Annotated in this window: 17 protein-coding genes; 11 read left to right on the top strand and 6 right to left on the bottom strand. The window is 61.9% G+C overall.

All coding sequences use genetic code 11. The features are described 5' to 3' along the window. Nucleotides 1-9 precede the first annotated feature (9 nt). The 9 genes from ACR52_RS04425 to yegS all read left to right on the top strand — a co-directional run bounded on the left by ACR52_RS04425 (nucleotide 10) and on the right by yegS (nucleotide 8,829). On the top strand, nucleotides 10-2,214 hold the full coding sequence (locus tag ACR52_RS04425; protein WP_048720919.1) for a chemotaxis protein CheA: 2,205 nt from the start codon (nucleotides 10-12) through the stop codon (nucleotides 2,212-2,214). A 48-nt stretch (nucleotides 2,215-2,262) separates the two neighbouring features. Next, nucleotides 2,263-3,399: a protein-glutamate methylesterase/protein-glutamine glutaminase gene (locus ACR52_RS04430; protein ID WP_048720921.1), complete on the top strand. Its 1,137-nt coding sequence runs from the start codon at nucleotides 2,263-2,265 to the stop codon at nucleotides 3,397-3,399. After that, nucleotides 3,399-4,139, top strand: coding sequence for a flagellar motor protein (locus ACR52_RS04435; RefSeq protein ID WP_048720923.1), 741 nt, complete (start codon nucleotides 3,399-3,401; stop codon nucleotides 4,137-4,139). The genes ACR52_RS04430 and ACR52_RS04435 overlap by 1 nt, the downstream gene beginning before the upstream one ends. Before the next feature lie 18 nt (nucleotides 4,140-4,157). Continuing rightward, nucleotides 4,158-5,045: a flagellar motor protein MotD gene (motD, locus tag ACR52_RS04440; RefSeq protein WP_048721343.1), complete on the top strand. Its 888-nt coding sequence runs from the start codon at nucleotides 4,158-4,160 to the stop codon at nucleotides 5,043-5,045. A gap of 51 nt (nucleotides 5,046-5,096) precedes the next feature. Further along, nucleotides 5,097-5,885: a ParA family protein gene (locus tag ACR52_RS04445; protein ID WP_017849390.1), complete on the top strand. Its 789-nt coding sequence runs from the start codon at nucleotides 5,097-5,099 to the stop codon at nucleotides 5,883-5,885. Continuing rightward, nucleotides 5,885-6,676 (top strand): CheW domain-containing protein, encoded by a 792-nt coding sequence (locus tag ACR52_RS04450; protein WP_048720928.1) that lies wholly within the window; start codon nucleotides 5,885-5,887, stop codon nucleotides 6,674-6,676. The genes ACR52_RS04445 and ACR52_RS04450 overlap by 1 nt, the downstream gene beginning before the upstream one ends. An 81-nt stretch (nucleotides 6,677-6,757) precedes the next feature. Beyond that, nucleotides 6,758-7,243, top strand: coding sequence for a chemotaxis protein CheW (locus ACR52_RS04455; protein ID WP_048721350.1), 486 nt, complete (start codon nucleotides 6,758-6,760; stop codon nucleotides 7,241-7,243). Continuing rightward, complete coding sequence (locus ACR52_RS04460) at nucleotides 7,244-7,639, top strand: DUF2802 domain-containing protein (RefSeq protein ID WP_048720930.1); 396 nt, start codon at nucleotides 7,244-7,246, stop codon at nucleotides 7,637-7,639. It abuts the gene before it with no gap. A gap of 269 nt (nucleotides 7,640-7,908) precedes the next feature. Beyond that, nucleotides 7,909-8,829 (top strand): lipid kinase YegS, encoded by a 921-nt coding sequence (yegS, locus tag ACR52_RS04465; protein ID WP_048720932.1) that lies wholly within the window; start codon nucleotides 7,909-7,911, stop codon nucleotides 8,827-8,829. On the opposite strand, the gene ACR52_RS04470 is transcribed toward yegS, so the two are convergent. From ACR52_RS04470 to ACR52_RS04480, 3 genes are all read right to left on the bottom strand, one after another. Then, nucleotides 8,788-9,447, bottom strand: coding sequence for a response regulator transcription factor (locus ACR52_RS04470; RefSeq protein WP_048720934.1), 660 nt, complete (start codon nucleotides 9,445-9,447; stop codon nucleotides 8,788-8,790). The two genes, yegS and ACR52_RS04470, sit on opposite strands and share 42 nt — an antisense overlap. After that, the gene (locus ACR52_RS04475) at nucleotides 9,444-10,337 is read right to left on the bottom strand and encodes a sensor histidine kinase (protein WP_082143097.1); all 894 of its coding nucleotides are present in this window, start codon (nucleotides 10,335-10,337) and stop codon (nucleotides 9,444-9,446) included. The genes ACR52_RS04470 and ACR52_RS04475 overlap by 4 nt, the downstream gene beginning before the upstream one ends. Nucleotides 10,338-10,705: 368 nt before the next feature. Then, entirely contained in the window at nucleotides 10,706-11,155 is a 450-nt protein-coding gene (locus tag ACR52_RS04480) for a hypothetical protein (RefSeq protein WP_173439183.1), read from the bottom strand. Nucleotides 11,156-11,739: 584 nt separating this feature from the next. Here ACR52_RS04480 and ACR52_RS04485 point away from each other — a divergent pair. Both ACR52_RS04485 and ACR52_RS04490 read left to right on the top strand, forming a co-directional pair. Then, nucleotides 11,740-12,675: a chemotaxis protein CheV gene (locus tag ACR52_RS04485; RefSeq protein WP_048720938.1), complete on the top strand. Its 936-nt coding sequence runs from the start codon at nucleotides 11,740-11,742 to the stop codon at nucleotides 12,673-12,675. Between the two features lie 39 nt (nucleotides 12,676-12,714). Further along, a complete protein-coding gene (locus tag ACR52_RS04490) occupies nucleotides 12,715-13,521 on the top strand; it encodes an MOSC domain-containing protein (protein WP_048720940.1) in 807 nt (268 codons plus the stop codon). 64 nt (nucleotides 13,522-13,585) lie between these two features. On the opposite strand, the gene ppnP is transcribed toward ACR52_RS04490, so the two are convergent. The 3 genes from ppnP to ACR52_RS04505 all read right to left on the bottom strand — a co-directional run bounded on the left by ppnP (nucleotide 13,586) and on the right by ACR52_RS04505 (nucleotide 16,564). Beyond that, nucleotides 13,586-13,870 (bottom strand): pyrimidine/purine nucleoside phosphorylase, encoded by a 285-nt coding sequence (gene ppnP / locus ACR52_RS04495; RefSeq protein WP_048720942.1) that lies wholly within the window; start codon nucleotides 13,868-13,870, stop codon nucleotides 13,586-13,588. A 155-nt stretch (nucleotides 13,871-14,025) separates the two neighbouring features. Beyond that, nucleotides 14,026-14,568, bottom strand: coding sequence for an exonuclease domain-containing protein (locus ACR52_RS04500; protein ID WP_048720944.1), 543 nt, complete (start codon nucleotides 14,566-14,568; stop codon nucleotides 14,026-14,028). 73 nt (nucleotides 14,569-14,641) lie between these two features. After that, nucleotides 14,642-16,564, bottom strand: a complete 1,923-nt coding sequence (locus tag ACR52_RS04505; protein WP_048720946.1) for an acetyl/propionyl/methylcrotonyl-CoA carboxylase subunit alpha — start codon at nucleotides 16,562-16,564, stop codon at nucleotides 14,642-14,644. Nucleotides 16,565-16,583: the final 19 nt, after the last annotated feature.

The following is a 16,583-nucleotide window of genomic DNA, read 5'->3' on the forward strand; positions in this document are numbered from 1 at the left end:
AGCACACCCATGAGCTTCGGCGCCGATGAAGAAATCCTTCAGGATTTCCTTGTAGAGGCCGGCGAAATTTTAGAGCAGCTGTCCGAACAGCTGGTCGAGCTGGAAAGCCGACCGGATGATGCGAACCTGCTCAATGCAATTTTTCGCGGTTTTCACACTGTAAAAGGGGGCGCCGGCTTCCTCCAGCTCCATGAGCTGGTGGAGTGCTGTCACATCGCCGAGAACGTGTTCGACATCCTGCGCAAGGGTGAGCGACACGTCGACTCGGAACTGATGGACGTGATTCTTGAAGCACTGGATGCGGTCAACGGCATGTTCAGCGAAGTGCGCGAACGGGCACCAATCACTGCAGCCACCCCGGAACTGCTGGCCGCCCTGGCGCGCCTGGCGGAACCCTCGGCTGCACCGGTGGTTGAAGCGGCGCCTGAGCCGGTGGTTGAAGCTGCGGTCGATGTCACTGACAGTGAGTTCGAGCAACTGCTGAACTCCCTGAATGAAGTCAAGGCGCAAGCCGAAGCGCCGCAAGCGGTAGCCCCGCCGGCCACGCCGACCAGTGAAGATATTACCGACGCAGAATTCGAATCCCTGCTCGACCAGTTGCACGGCAAAGGCCAGTTCGCGGCCGACGCCGTGCCACCGGCCGCTGCGCCGCAAGCACCCGCTGCTGCTGCCAGCAACGACATCACCGACGACGAATTCGAAGCGCTGCTCGACCAGCTGCATGGCAAAGGCACGTTTGCTGCCGACGCCTTGCCGGCAGTCGCGACAGCGGCGGCGCCTGCTGCTGCAGCCAGTGCGGCACCTGCCGCCGCCGGCCTGATTTCCGATCACGAATTCGAATCGCTGCTGGACGAACTGCACGGCAAGGGCAAGTTCACCGACGTGGCCCCGGCCGCAACGGCGACTGCTGCCCCGGTGGCGGCGACACCGGCCCCGGCCAAAGCCGCAGCGCCTGCTGCCGCCAAGCCTGCCCCGGCCCCTGCAGCCGCCCCGGCGCCTGCGCGTGCCCCGGCTGCTGCCGTGGCCGACAAGCCTGCCAGTGAAGCCGAAACCACCGTGCGGGTTGATACCGCGCGCCTGGACGACATCATGAACATGGTCGGCGAGCTGGTACTGGTGCGTAACCGCCTGGTACGCCTGGGCCTGAGCAGCGGCGACGAAGCCATGCAAAAGGCCGTGTCGAACCTCGACGTGGTCACCGCAGACCTGCAAACCGCCGTGATGAAGACGCGGATGCAGCCGATCAAAAAAGTCTTCGGCCGCTTCCCGCGCCTCGTTCGCGACCTGGCACGTCAGCTCAAGAAAGAGATCAACCTGGAACTGGTGGGTGAAGAAACCGACCTCGACAAGAACCTTGTCGAGGCCTTGGCCGACCCGCTGGTCCACTTGGTGCGCAACGCCGTCGACCACGGCGTGGAAACCCCGGAAGAGCGCGAAGCCTCGGGCAAGTCCCGTGGCGGCAAAGTGATTCTGGCGGCGGAGCAAGAGGGCGACCATATCCTGCTGTCGATCACCGATGACGGCAAAGGCATGGACCCGGCCATTCTGCGCAATATCGCCGTCAAGCGTGGCGTGATGGACAAGGACGCCGCCGACCGGCTGACTGACACCGAGTGCTACAACCTGATCTTCGCCCCTGGCTTCTCGACCAAGACCGAGATTTCCGACGTGTCGGGCCGTGGCGTGGGCATGGACGTGGTGAAGACCAAGATCAGCCAGCTCAACGGCTCGATTAACATCTACTCGACCAAGGGCCAGGGCTCCAAGATTGTCATCAAGGTGCCGTTGACCCTGGCGATCATGCCGACCCTGATGGTGATGCTGGGCAACCAGGCCTTCGCCTTCCCGCTGGTCAACGTCAACGAAATTTTCCACCTCGACCTGTCGCGCACCAACGTGGTGGACGGCCAGGAAGTGGTGATCGTGCGCGACAAGGCGTTGCCCCTGTTCTACCTCAAGCGCTGGTTGGTGGCATCGGCTGCCCATGAAGAGCAGCGCGAAGGCCATGTGGTGATTCTCTCCGTGGGCACCCAGCGCATCGGCTTTGTCGTCGATCAACTGGTGGGCCAGGAAGAAGTGGTCATCAAGCCTTTGGGCAAAATGCTGCAGGGAACCCCGGGCATGTCGGGTGCGACCATCACCGGCGACGGTCGGATCGCGCTGATTCTCGATGTTCCGAGCATGCTCAAGCGTTACGCCGCTCGGCGTATTTGATTCTGGCGGGGCAGGGCGGTAATGCCCGCCCCGCCTAACGGAGTGTTTATGGTAGTCAAGGTCCTGGTGGTGGACGATTCGGGTTTCTTCCGCCGCCGCGTCTCGGAAATTCTTTCCGCCGATCCAACGATCCAGGTGGTCGGTACGGCCACCAATGGCAAAGAGGCGATTGATCAAGCCATTGCGTTGAAGCCGGACGTGATCACCATGGACTACGAGATGCCGATGATGGATGGCATCACGGCCGTGCGCCATATCATGCAACGCTGCCCGACCCCGGTGTTGATGTTCTCCTCGCTGACCCACGAAGGCGCCCGAGTAACCCTCGACGCGCTGGACGCTGGCGCGGTGGACTTCCTGCCGAAGAATTTCGAAGACATCTCGCGCAACCCCGAGAAGGTCAAGCAGATGCTGTGCGAGAAGGTGCACAGCATTTCGCGCAGTAACCGCCGCAGCCTGTTCAGCGCGCCTGCGCCGACACCTGCTCCGGTTGCTGCACCGGCTGTACCTGCCACCACCGCGTTTGGTCGCCCAGCGCCGGCACCGGTTGCGCGGCCTGCCGTGGCGCCTGCGCCTGCGCCTGCCCGAGCTTCGAGCGCCTATTCGCCTGCGCCCAAGCGCAAGGCCTACAAGCTGGTGGCCATTGGTACGTCCACCGGCGGCCCCGTCGCCTTGCAGCGGGTGTTGACCCAACTGCCGGCTAATTTCCCGGCGCCGATCGTGTTGATCCAGCACATGCCCGCCGCGTTCACCAAGGCCTTCGCCGAACGTTTGGACAAGCTCTGCCGTATCAGCGTCAAGGAAGCCGAGGATGGCGACATCCTGCGCCCTGGGCTGGCACTGCTGGCGCCTGGCGGCAAGCAGATGATGGTCGACGGCCGTGGCGCGATCAAAATCCTGCCGGGCGATGAGCGCCTCAACTACAAGCCGTGTGTGGACATCACCTTCGGCTCGGCGGCGAAATCCTACGGTGACAAAGTTCTGGCGGTGGTACTCACCGGCATGGGCGCCGACGGCCGTGAAGGCGCGCGCCTGCTCAAGCAGGGCGGCAGCGCCATCTGGGCCCAGGACGAAGCCAGCTGCGTGATCTATGGCATGCCCATGGCCATCGTCAAGGCTGACCTGGCGGACGCGGTCTACAGCCTCGACGACATCGGCAAACATCTGGTGGAGGCTTGCCTCTGATGGATGTACTGAGCCTGATCGGCATCACCATGGCATTTGTCGCGATCATCGGCGGCAACTACCTCGAAGGCGGGCACCTCGGTGCCCTGGCCAACGGCCCGGCGGCGCTGATCGTAATCGGTGGCACTGTCGGGGCGGCGCTGTTGCAGGCGCCGTTGAGCTCGTTCAAGCGCGCCATGCAGATCCTGATATGGATCATTTTCCCGCCACGTGTCGACCTGGCCGGCGGCATCGACCGCGTGGTCAACTGGAGCCTCACCGCACGCAAGGAAGGCCTGCTGGGCCTTGAAGGTGTGGCCGACGCCGAGCCCGACAGCTATTCGCGCAAAGGCCTGCAGTTGCTGGTGGACGGCGCCGAACCAGAAGCGATTCGCAGCATCCTGGAAGTGGATTTCTACACCCAGGAAAGCCGCGACATCAACGCTGCCAAAGTTTTTGAAAGCATGGGCGGTTACGCGCCGACCATCGGCATTATCGGTGCGGTGATGGGCCTGATCCACGTGATGGGCAACCTGGCCGATCCGTCGCAACTGGGCAGCGGCATTGCCGTGGCCTTCGTTGCGACCATCTACGGTGTGGCCAGTGCCAACCTGATCCTGTTGCCGGTGGCGAGCAAGCTCAAGTCGATCGCCATGCGCCAGTCGCGTTACCGCGAGATGCTGCTCGAAGGCATCCTATCGATTGCCGAGGGCGAGAACCCGCGCTCCATCGAATTGAAGCTCCAGGGCTTCATGGATTGATGATGGGAGGTATTGTTTGTGAGCCGTCGCCGTCGCGAGCCTGAAGAACACGTTAATCATGAACGCTGGCTGGTGTCCTACGCGGACTTCATCACCCTGCTGTTCGCGTTTTTCGTGGTGATGTATTCCATCTCGTCGATCAACGAAGGCAAGTACAAGGTCATTTCCCAGGCGCTGATCGGTGTGTTCAACGACGCCGACCGCTCGCTCAAGCCGATCCCCATCGGCGAAGAGCGGCCCAAGACCGTCACCCCGGCCAAGCCGCTGGTCAACGACAGTGATGAGACTGCCGCCGGCGTGGGGGGCACCAGTGACCCGCTGAAAAGCATCGCCGATGACATCAGCGCCGCGTTTGGCGACCTGATCAGCTCCAACCAGATGACTGTGCGCGGCAATGAGTTGTGGGTCGAGATCGAGCTCAATTCGAGCCTGCTGTTCGCCAGCGCCGATGCGATGCCCAGCGACCAGGCGTTTACCATCATCGACAAGGTGGCGGCGATCCTCAAACCGTTTGAAAACCCGGTGCATGTTGAAGGCTTTACCGACAATTTCCCGATCAGCACCGCGCAGTACCCGACCAACTGGGAGCTGTCGTCGGCCCGGGCGGCTAGCATTGTGCGCATGCTCGCGATGCAGGGCGTGAACCCCGGGCGCCTGGCGTCGGTGGGGTATGGCGAGTTTCAGCCGGTGGCCAATAACGCCACGGTGGAAGGCCGGGCGCGTAATCGCCGTGTGGTGCTGGTGGTGTCGCGCAACCTGGATGTGCGGCGCAGCCTGACCGGTACTGGCACCGCCAACGCTACACCGGACGCGGCGTTGAAGCGGGCTGGCACACAAACTGCACCGGCCCCTGCAAAGCCGCCGGTGCGTCAAAGCTCCGTCAATTCTCCGTCACCGGCTCAATAACCTTATGCAATGTCTCGGTCGCGCCAGTGCCCACCGGGAGGAACCAACCGAATGAGAGTCTGGGCAGTTGCCAATCAAAAAGGTGGGGTCGGCAAGACCACCACCTCCATCGCCTTAGCCGGCTTGCTGGCCGAGGCGGGCAAGCGTGTGGTCGTGGTGGACCTGGATCCCCATGGTTCCATGACCAGCTATTTCGGCTACGACCCGGATGCGCTGGAGCACAGTTGCTACGATCTGTTCCTGCACAAGGGCAGCGTGCCGAGCGACTTGCCTGGGCAATTGCTGCTGCCCACCAGCAATGAAAGCATTTCCCTGCTGCCGTCGAGCACCGCCCTGGCCACCCTTGAGCGCCAGTCGCCGGGGCAGAGCGGCCTGGGCCTGGTGATCGCCAAGACCCTGGCGCAACTGTGGCAGGACTTCGACTACGCGATCATCGACAGCCCGCCGTTGCTCGGCGTGCTGATGGTCAACGCCTTGGCGGCCAGCCAGCAGTTGGTGATCCCGGTGCAGACTGAACACCTGGCGGTCAAAGGCCTGGAACGCATGGTCAGCACCCTGGCGATGATCAACCGCTCGCGCAAACAGGCGCTGCCGTTCAGCATCGTGCCGACCTTGTTCGACCGCCGCACCCAGGCTTCACTCGGCACCTTGCGCGTACTGCGCGATGCCTACCCGGACACCATCTGGCAAGGCTATATCCCGGTGGACACGCGCCTGCGTGACGCCAGCCGCGCAGGGCTCACGCCGTCGCAGTTCGACGGCAAAAGCCGTGGCGTGCTGGCGTACCGCGCGCTGCTCAAGCATCTGCTGTCGCAGCAACTCGTGGCGCAGGTGGCGTGATGAACCGTCCCGTCGAACTCAAGACCAAGACCCGGCCGCAACTGGCGCTGGAGTCGTATCTGGATGCCTTGCTGCAGGATGCGACCGCGCAGGAGCTGCCGGAACCGATCCTGGTGCTGGAGCCCGCCGTCGAACCCGAAAGTACGCTGGATGAGTTTCAGCTCGCCGTGCTGGAAGAACAGGCCCGCGATGCGCAGGTCGTACCGGTCGTGGTGCCGATCACGCCTGTTGTCGTGGCTCCCGTGGTGGTTGAGCCGGTGGTTGAAGTTCACCTGCCACCGAGCATCACCCCGCCGCCGGTCACCGGCGACGGCCGCCCGGCGTGGGCCGCCGAGCCGTTCGAATGCCTGCTGTTCGACGTCGCCGGGTTGACCCTGGCAGTGCCGCTGGTGTGCCTGGGCTCGATCTACTCTCTGGAGGGCCAGGAGCTGACACCGCTGTTCGGGCAACCGGAATGGTTCCTCGGGATCCTGCCGAGTCAGCAGGGCAACTTGAAGGTATTGGATACCGCACGCTGGGTGATGCCCGACCGCTACCGCGATGACTTTCGCCAGGGCTTGCAATACGTAATCTCGGTGCAGGGCTACGAGTGGGGGCTGGCGGTGCATCAAGTCAGCCGCTCGTTGCGCCTGGACCCGAACGAAATCAAATGGCGCAGCCAGCGGGGCCAGCGCCCCTGGTTGGCGGGCACCGTGATCGAACACATGTGCGCATTGCTCGATGTCGCCGAACTGGCCGAGTTGATCGCCAGCGGCGCAGTTAAGTCGATGCCGTTGAATATACGCAGTTGATTGAACAATAAGGGCCGCGCGGTTGTGCGGCCAAAGAAGCACACACGCCGTGTCCAAACGGCATTTGAAGGGGTCATGGGTATGAACAAGTCAGCTTCCGCACAAGGTTTGGTAGATGATCCGATCCTGCAATGGGTTACCTTCAAACTGGATAACGAGTCTTACGGCATCAACGTCATGCGCGTGCAGGAAGTGCTGCGCTACACCGAGATCGCCCCGGTACCGGGTGCGCCAAGCTATGTGCTGGGCATCATCAACCTGCGCGGCAACGTGGTGACGGTCATCGACACCCGCCAGCGCTTTGGCCTGGTGCCTACCGAAGTCAACGACAACACGCGTATCGTCATCATCGAAGCCGACAAGCAAGTGGTTGGGATCATGGTCGACAGCGTGGCCGAAGTGGTTTACCTGCGCCAATCGGAAGTGGAAACCGCGCCGAACGTGGGTAACGAGGAATCGGCCAAGTTCATCCAGGGCGTGTGCAACAAGAACGGCGAACTGCTGATTCTGGTTGAGCTGGACAAGATGATGAGCGAAGAAGAATGGTCGGATCTGGAGAACATCTGATTGTTCCTTGAAGCGGTGGTGATTGTCCTGGCCCTGTTGTGGGCCGGGACGTTGGCATTTTTGCTGCGCTACGTGCGCCAGCAGCGGGAATCGGCTTTGCAACAGGCCGAGCGCGATGCCGTGCGTGACCGGCGCATTCTGGAATTGGTCAAGCGGGTCGATCACTTCCAGCAGAGTGCGGTGAAGGTGGGGGATGAGGTGCATGAACTGCGCGCCATCCTCGCGCCGTTACCGGACAAGTTGGTGCAGCTTGAGCAGCGTGATCCCTCGAGCCTGTCCTTTGCCCAGGCGGCGAAGCTGGTGGGGATGGGGGCTACGGTGGATGAGCTGACGCAGTCTTGCGGGTTGACCCAGGCTGAGGCGCAGTTGATGAGTAAGTTGCATAAGAGCAGCTGAGAGTTTCAAGCGGCAAGCCGCAAGTTTTCAGATTCAGATCGTTCCCACGCTCTGCGTGGGAATGCCGCCCCGGACGCTCCGCGTCCCGCCGTGGGCACATGTCTCAAGTCCTGCGCGAGGTGACGCGTAGCGTCACAGGATGCATTCCCACGCAGAGCGTTGGAACGATCATCAGCTATCCCGCCAAATATTTTCAAAGCCGACGGCTTTTTTCTCCTCCCCCAGGGTCAACATCCTTCAAGCACCTTTGAACCCAGGAGATTCGCCCCATGACCACCCACAAGGCACTGTTGATCCTCCACGGCAAGCAAGCCCTCAACGAGGACGTGCGCGCGGCCGTGCAGGCCCGGCGTGAGTTGGGCTGGGAGTTGGCGGTGCGGGTGACTTGGGAGGGGGGCGACGCCCAGCGCCTGGTCAACGAGGCGCTGGACGGCGGATATACGCATATCATTGCGGGCGGCGGCGACGGCACCTTGCGCGATGTGGCCGAAGCCATGGCCCTGGCCAACACCGACGCCAGCCTGGTGCTGATGCCCCTGGGCACCGCCAATGACTTCGCCAAGGCGGCCGGCGTGCCGTTGGAGCCGGCGCTGGCGCTGGCGCTGCTGGACGTGCCGGCCAGGGCGATTGACCTTGGCCAGGTCGGCGGGCAAATGTTCCTCAATATGGCCACCGGCGGTTTTGGCAGCCAGGTCACCGCCAACACCTCCGAAGACCTGAAAAAAGTCCTCGGCGGCGCGGCCTACCTGTTCACCGGCTTGTCGCGCTTCAGTGAGCTGAAGGCCGCCTACGGCGAACTGGAAGGCCCGGATTTCCACTGGAAAGGCGAGCTGCTTGCACTCGGTATCGGCAACGGTCGCCAGGCCGGCGGCGGGCATGTGCTGTGCCCTGACGCACTGGCCGACGACGGCTTGCTGGACATCAGCATCCTGCCGGCGCCCCAGGAAGTGGTCGGCACCTTGCGAGAACTGATGAACAACGGCTGGGGCCTGGACACCATGTTTGTCCGTGCGCGCCTGCCGTGGGTCAACATCAAGGTCGCGCAAGGCTTGTACATCAACCTGGACGGTGAGCCGCTGGAAGGTGATGACCTGCACTTCGAGGCGCTGCCCAAGGCGCTGCGGGTGCACCTGCCGCTGGGTTCGCCGTTAGTCGTCCAGGCTGATGATCTGCTCGCGCACAGCGAATAACACCAGGCCCGCCACGTCGAAAATCTGCAGGCGCTTCATGATCTGCGAGCGGTGCGCTTCCACGGTCTTGATGCTTAAGCCTAGGCCGTGGGCGATTTCGCGGGTGGACTTGCCACGCACGATCAAGCGCAGGATTTCCAGTTGCCGGGCCGTGAGGTTGTGGCTGTGGGCGGCGGGGGAGGTCGCGCCCTGGCTGCGCACCAGCGCCTGAGTGATCACGGTGTGGGCAATCGCCGGGCTCAGGTAGCGCTCATTGTTGCGCAAGGCCAACAGGGCGTGTTCCAGCTCGTTGGCCGTGGTGTCCTTGAGCAGGTAGCCGTGGGCGCCGGACTCCAGCGCGCGCATGATCAGTTCTGGGTCGGTGTGCATCGACAGGATCAGCACCTTGCTCTTGGGGTAGGCGCCCTTGAGCTGCTGCAAAGCGTCCAGGCCGCCGGTGTGTTTCATCGACAGGTCGAGCAGCACGATGTCCGGCTGCAGGGCGCTGAATGTCTCCAGCAACTGCGCGCCATCGCTGGCTTCGCCGATCACCGCGTAGCCGGGAATATCCAGGATCAGCGCGCGTACGCCGGCGCGGATCAGTGCGTGGTCATCCACCAGAAGTAAATTGCAGATCACTCAAGAACCTTAGGGGAACTGGCCCGTTCGAGGGCGCGGGGCGCCCAGGGGAAAAGCGCGTCGATCCGTGTCCCTTTGCCTGGCTGGCTGCTGACGGACAAAGAGCCCCCCAGCTGATCAATCCGCTCCGACATGCCCGCCATACCCCGTTGACCTTCCAGGCCAGGGTTGATGGCAGGCGAAAAGCCCAGGCCGTCGTCGCAGATATACAGCGACAGGCCCTGGGGCAAGCGTTGCAGGCGCACCAGCAGATTACGTGCCTGGGCATGGCGAAGCATGTTGGTGACCGCCTCCTGGGTGATGCGAAAGGCTGCCACGGCCATTTCTTCAGGGATGCCGGTCAGCCGTTGCTGGCATTCCAGGCTCCAGTGGACCGGGGTGTTTTCCAGGGTTTTGAGCAGGTGCGCACGCAGGCTGGCTTCGAGGCCCAGGCTGGCGAGCTGGCGCGGGTTGAGGATCGCGGACACGTCGCGCACTTTCGCCAGGGTTTCATTCAGGGTGTTGCACAGCACGGTGCACTGGCCTTGCAGGTCATCCGGCAGGCGACGCTTGAGCCATTCGCTTTGCAGCTTGGCGGCAGTGAGTAACTGGCCGATATCGTCGTGCAGTTCGCGGCTGAGGCGGTGGCGTTCGTTTTCCTGGACTTGCAGCAAACGGTCGGCTAATTCCTGGGGCTGGAATTTGATGGATTTGCGCGAGCTCCACTGCTGCAGGCCTACCACCACCAGCGTGGCCAGGTTAAGCAGCAGTACCGCCAGCGGCAGTGATTCGGAGCGCGCGTAGGCCCACAGGCTGACCAGCAACGAGCCGAGGCACAGGGCGAGGACCATACGGCGTGCATTGCTGCGGGACACGGACCTTGCGATGAGTGACTTGAGGCTGGCGTACATAACGGATGGAGCCAATGAAGGTTCGCTGCGGGAAGACCGGTCACGGCGGCTGACGGGGCTCAGTTTGGAATGCGTGGCCGAATCGTTGTTATACCTATGAAGTTGAGTCACTTCGAGCGGCGCATAGTACCACCACTCTTACCGTTGGTCGCCTGGCGGCTAACCTCGATGAAACAATATCCACACAAGGGCCTTGGGCGGTATCTCTGCGTTCAAAGAACAGGAAATTATATTGCTTAAGCTAATTTGTATCGTTATTTTCGTTAGTGGCTAACTGATATCTTTTTTTGCTCATAGTCGATTTGGATCGGCTATTTGTGCCTGTCGTTTTCAGACAATTAGCGTATTGAAAACGACCTGACAAAGTCTCAGTACGTGTGATGCAAACGTTGTTGCGGTTTAAAACTGAAGTCCTTTTGCGGGATCTGCAGTGTGACCGTTGCAATTAATGTCGTTTGTTCACTTTCGTCCAATGCCAGTTTCCCCGTTTTGGCATCGATCAATTCCAGCTGCCACGCCAGCAAAGTCAGGCAGTCGTGCAAGGCATCAAGGGCTTGGTCATGCAATTGCAGTGGGTTTTCGGCGTTGGCGATCAGGTAATGGATATGTCGCGAGAACTCGCTGATCGCCTGCAGGGCCAGGCAATCGGCTTGCTCGGCGAGCCGGGTCAGGCTGATTTTCATGCAATCGATGGCGTCGCTGTCGTTGCGGATCATATGCAGGTGGCTCAGGCACTCTTCCGACTTGGCCAGAAGCTTCTCGGCTTCAAGCAGGAATTCGGGAAGTGCAAGGTGCCACTCGTTTCCGTCGTTCATCATGCAAGTCTCCGCAACATAAGGTCGGGTGATGAGATGGCGCACAGGGTGAATGGCTTAAAACTAGCGCTGAAATATGACTGAGGTCTGTAGGTCGCTTCTGATTTTTCAGTAGGACCTTTATTTGAATGCGGGCGACAGCCGAGCGCGCCCCTTGCAGTTGGGATCATTTGCACTACTTCGGTTGCCGTGACGTGCATGTCTATAAGGCCCGTGGGCCGTGGGCTTGCGATGGCAAACAAAAGCCTGACTCCATTCATGCAATGAGAATGGCGTCACATTAATGGCTATTAGATATCGCGAATATCAGGTTGGACCTGATTGTGCATAGGGGAATCCCTTACGCGCGGGAACCTCGCGTCGATTTGGATGTCGCGCAAGGTCGCAGCAATGCCACATGAAGAGGCCAATGAAGTAAAGCATGATGCCAGTGTGACATCAATGCATTTACGTGGCATTTTACGGGGGTCAAGGTCTGGCGATTGCCGCCGATAACAAGCCTTAAGGGAGCAGCACAATCCCAGGCGCAAGCCCAGCTCGCGCACACTTTTTCTACGCACCAGTTTTTTACGCACCAGGAGCTTTTAATGGCCGGCATTCTCGACTCAGTAGATCAACGCACGCAACTGGTGGGTGAGAATCGCCTGGAAATCCTCATGTTTCGCTTGGCCGGGCGGCAATTGTTCGCGATCAACGTGTTCAAGGTGCAGGAAGTACTGCAACTGCCCAAGCTGACCCTGATGCCCCAGCGTCACCCCTTCGTGTGCGGCGTGGTCAACCTGCGCGGCCAGACCCTGCCGGTGATCGACCTGTCCCAGGCCATCGGCATGCGTCCGTTGGTGCCGGGCCCCAACAGCACCATCATCGTCACCGAGTACAACCGTTCGGTGCAGGCGTTCCTGGTGGGCGGTGTCGACCGTATCGTCAACATGAACTGGGAGGCGATCCTGCCGCCGCCGGCCAGCGCCGGGCGCCAGCATTACCTCACCGCTATCAGCAAGGTCGACGACCAGTTGGTGGAAATCATCGACGTGGAAAAAGTCCTCGCCGAGATCGTGCCGTACAACGCCAAGGTTTCCCGCGAGAAACTCGAAGACCCGGTGCTGGAACGCGCCCGTGGCCGCGAAGTGTTGCTGGTGGACGATTCCAATGTCGCGCTGTCGCAGTTGCGTGACACTCTTGGTCAACTGGGCGTGAAGATGCACATCGCCAGCGATGGCCTCAAGGCGCTGAACATGCTCAAGGGCTGGGCCGACAGCGGCGAGGTGATGACCGACAAGCTGCTGATGATCTTCACCGACGCCGAAATGCCCGAGATGGACGGCTACCGTCTCACCACCGAAATCCGCAACGACCCGCGCCTACGTAGCCTCTATGTGGTGTTGCACACCTCGCTGTCGGGCAGCTTCAACGATTCGATGGTGAAGAAGGTCGGCTGCGACAACTTCCTCTCCAAATTCCAGCCGGACAAACTGGTGGATGTGGTGCGCCAGCGACTGATGCTGGACGAAGTGCCCGCTTGACCTTAGGGTGACGGCTTTGCCCCTCAGGAATGCAGGCCCATGCTTCGTCTCAGCGCGTTGTACCGTTACCCCTTGAAGTCCGGCAAGGCCGAACCCTTACAGCAGATCGGCCTGGATAAACTCGGGCTGGACGGGGATCGACGCTGGATGCTGGTGGACGAAGCCAGCGGGCGTTTTCTTACGCAGCGAGCCGTGGCGAAGATGAGCCAACTGTCGGCACTGTGGAACAGCGCCGGTGGCCTGACCTTGAGCGCGCCCGGCCATGCACCGCTGGACGTGGCGCTGCCAGGCAGCGAGGCCGAGTTGCGCGGCGTGACCATCTGGCGCGACACCCTGCGCGTGCCGGACGCCGGCGGTGCCGCAGCGGCCTGGGTCAGTGCGTTTATCGGCAAACCGACCCGCCTGGTGCAGATCCCCCTGGAACGTGCACGTTCTACCGAAGCGGGCTTCGGTAAAGATGACGACAAGGTCGGTTTTGCTGACGGCTACCCGCTGTTATTGATTGGCCAGGCTTCCCTGGACGACCTGTCTGCGCGCATCGGCCGCCCGATGGAGATGCTGCGTTTTCGCCCCAACCTGGTGATCGAAGGCGGTGACGCCTTTGCCGAGGACGGCTGGAAGCGTCTGCGTATCGGCGACGTTGAGTTCCGCGTGGTCAAGGCCTGTTCACGCTGTATCCTCACCACCATCGACCCTCAAACCGGTGAGCGCAGTGCCGACCGCGAACCGTTCGCGACGCTGGATACTTATCGCAAGACGGAGAACGGCGCGATGTTCGGCCAGAACCTGGTCAACGATGGCGTGGGCCGACTGGAAGTGGGTATGCCGGTGACTGTTCTCGAATAATTCATGCGCCCATAAAAAATGCCCGTCTCGCAGGAGACGGGCATTTTTTTGACCGCAGAAACGCTTAGCCGCGGTATTCGCACAGGTAAGCCGTATCAACGGCGACTTTCAGCTGGAACTTGCTGTTGGCCGGTACGTTGAACTGGCTGCCGGCGGCGAAGGTTTCCCAATCGGTGCTGTCGGGCAGTTTGACGCTCAGGGCGCCGGACACCACGTGCATGATTTCACGCTGGGCGGTGCCGAATTCGTATTCACCCGGGGCCATCACACCGATCGTCGCCGGACCTTCTGCGGTGCCGAAAGCGATCGACTTGACGGTGCCGTCGAAGTACTCGTTGACTTTAAACATGGGCGAATCCTCGGAAAGTGGGTTAAGGCTTTCTGTTTCCTGCAGGCGCCGGCTTGTTGTGGCGAGCAAGCTCCCTCGCCACAACAAGCCCGCTCCTACAGGGGAGCAGATTACTCAAAAAGGTCGGTCAGTATGCCCAAGCCTTTGGAAGCTGCCTAGACCGGCAGAATCAGCGGCAGCAGGCGGGCGGTGTTGCGTGCATCTTCCAGCGCCCGATGTTGCTGGCCATGGAACTGCATGCCCGCCAATTGCAGGGCGCCATTGAGCCCCAGGGGCTTGTCCAGGCGCCGGGCCTTGGCGAAGCGTTGCTTGAGGTTCACATGGGTCGTCTGCGCCAACGCGCTCGCCAGCCCATGGCGCTGCCACTCCAGCTCTAGCTGGTGGCGATCGTAGTCACCCCAACTGGCCCAGCCTTCGAGGCGCGCCTGATGCTGGCCGAGCCAACGCTCAAACAGCGGCCACACCTCGGTAAAAGGCGCCGCGCCGTCAATATTCGCCTGGGTGATGTGCGTCAGCTTGCGGCAGAACGGCGTCAGCAGCGGCCGCCGCAACGGCCGCACAAAGCGCTGGAAATGATCCAGCTCGCGGCCCTGGCGGTTGACCAGGCTCGCGCCGATCTCGATGACTTCCATCTCCGACACGGGCCAGCCGCCTTCATCCGTTGTGGCTTCAAGGTCAATAATCAGCCAATGAGGCATCGCGCAGGTTCCCGTAGTCTTCCCGTCCTGATGGGGATAGAGCGTAGCCGGGCCGCGTAGTTCCGAACAGGGGCTATTCAATCTCCAGTAACACCTGGCGATTGCGCACCTGATCGCCCGCCACCACCTGCACACCCTTGATCACGCCGTCGATGCCGGCCTTCAGCGGATGCTCCATTTTCATCGCTTCCAGCACCAGCAGCAGTTGGCCTTTGCTCACGCGTTCGCCGGCGCTGACCCGCACGTCGACAATGGCGCCATCCATCGGCGCCTTGACCGTACCGCTGCTGGCGTCGGCCTGGCGGCTGGCGACTTGCTGGGTGCGGTTGACCACCGTCAGGCCGTCAAGCCAGGCGCGGTCGCCCTCCAGGTGGTAGGCGATGCGACGGCGGATGCCGTTGATCACCAGGGTGGCCCAGCGGCCGTCGGTGGTGAGGTGGCTGATGTCGAGCCCGTTGGCCTGCAGGCTGTTGTCTGGCAGAGCGCTGACCGCGACATCGTGGTGCTCATCGTCAACGCCCAGGCGGTAGGTCCAGGGAACGCTGGCGTTGTTGCGCCATCCGGACAAGTCCTGCCGATGTGCATGGGCGCTGTGTTGAAAAAACAGTGCGGCAGCCAGGGCGAGGTGTTCGGCAGTGGCCGTCGCGCGTGGAATCTTATTGAAGTGTTCGGCGATGAAGCCGGTGCTGAAATCGCCTTCGATAAAGTCGGGATGCGTGAGCAGGTCGGCGAGCAGGCGCTGATTGGTCGCAACGCCGAGCAGTATTGTGTCTTGCACCGCGCGCAGCAGTTTGCGTCGTGCTTCTTCGCGGGTGGCGCCGTGGGCGATGATCTTGCCGAGCATCGGGTCATAGAACGGGCTGATTTTCTGACCTTCGCACACGCCGTGGTCGATTCGTACGCCGGCCGCCGGCTCCCAGCGCAGTACATCGCCGGTTTGCGGCAGAAAGCCCTGGGCCGGGTCTTCGGCGTACAGGCGCACTTCCATGGCGTGGCCGCTGAGGGTCACGTCGGCTTGCGTCAATGGCAGGGGCTGGCCGGCGGCGACCTGCAGTTGCAAGTGAACCAGGTCGAGGCCGGTAATCAGTTCGGTGACCGGGTGTTCGACTTGCAGGCGCGTGTTCATTTCCAGGAAGTAGAACTGGCCGTCGCGGTCGAGCAGGAACTCCACGGTGCCGGCGCCGACGTAATTCACCGCACGTCCGGCCTTGAGCGCGGCGTCCCCCATGGCTTGGCGCAGCGCTGGGGTCATGACCGGGCAGGGCGCTTCTTCAATGATTTTTTGATGGCGGCGCTGGATCGAGCAGTCGCGCTCGCCGAGGTAGATGAGGTGGCCGTGGCTGTCGCCGAACAGCTGGATTTCGACGTGGCGCGGGTCGATCAGGGCTTGTTCCAGGATCAGTTCGTCGCTGCCGAAGGCGTTCTTCGCTTCTGAGCGTGCGGTCTGGAGGTTATCCAACAGGTGTTCCGGCGTGTGGACCAGGCGCATGCCACGGCCGCCACCGCCGGCGCTGGCCTTGATCATCAGGGGGTAGCCGATGCGTTGGGCTTCGGCTTGTAGGGTGGTGTCGTCTTGTTGGGCTCCCTGGTACCCGGCGATGCAGGGGACGCCGGCGTCGAGCATGGCGAGTTTGGAGAGGCGTTTGCTGCCCATCAGTTCGATCGCGTCGGGGCTGGGGCCGATGAAGGTGAGACCGGCGTGTTGGCAGGCGCGAGCGAAGTCGGGGTTTTCGGAGAGGAAGCCGTAGCCGGGGTGGATCGCATCTGCGCCGGTTTTTTGCGCCGCGTCGAGGATGGCCGGGATGTTCAGGTAGGACTGTTGGACGGGCGCCGGGCCGATATGTACTGCTTCGTCGGACATTTGGACGTGCAGGGCGTTGGCGTCGGCGTCGCTGTAGACCGCCACGGTTCGGTAGCCCAATGCCTGGGCGGTGCGCTGGATGCGGCAGGCGATTTCGCCGCGGTTGGCGATCAGGATTTTGGTGAACGGCGGCATTGAGTTATCCCTTGGCTGA

The organism is Pseudomonas fildesensis (assembly GCF_001050345.1).
Classification (GTDB): Bacteria; Pseudomonadota; Gammaproteobacteria; order Pseudomonadales; family Pseudomonadaceae; genus Aquipseudomonas; species Aquipseudomonas fildesensis.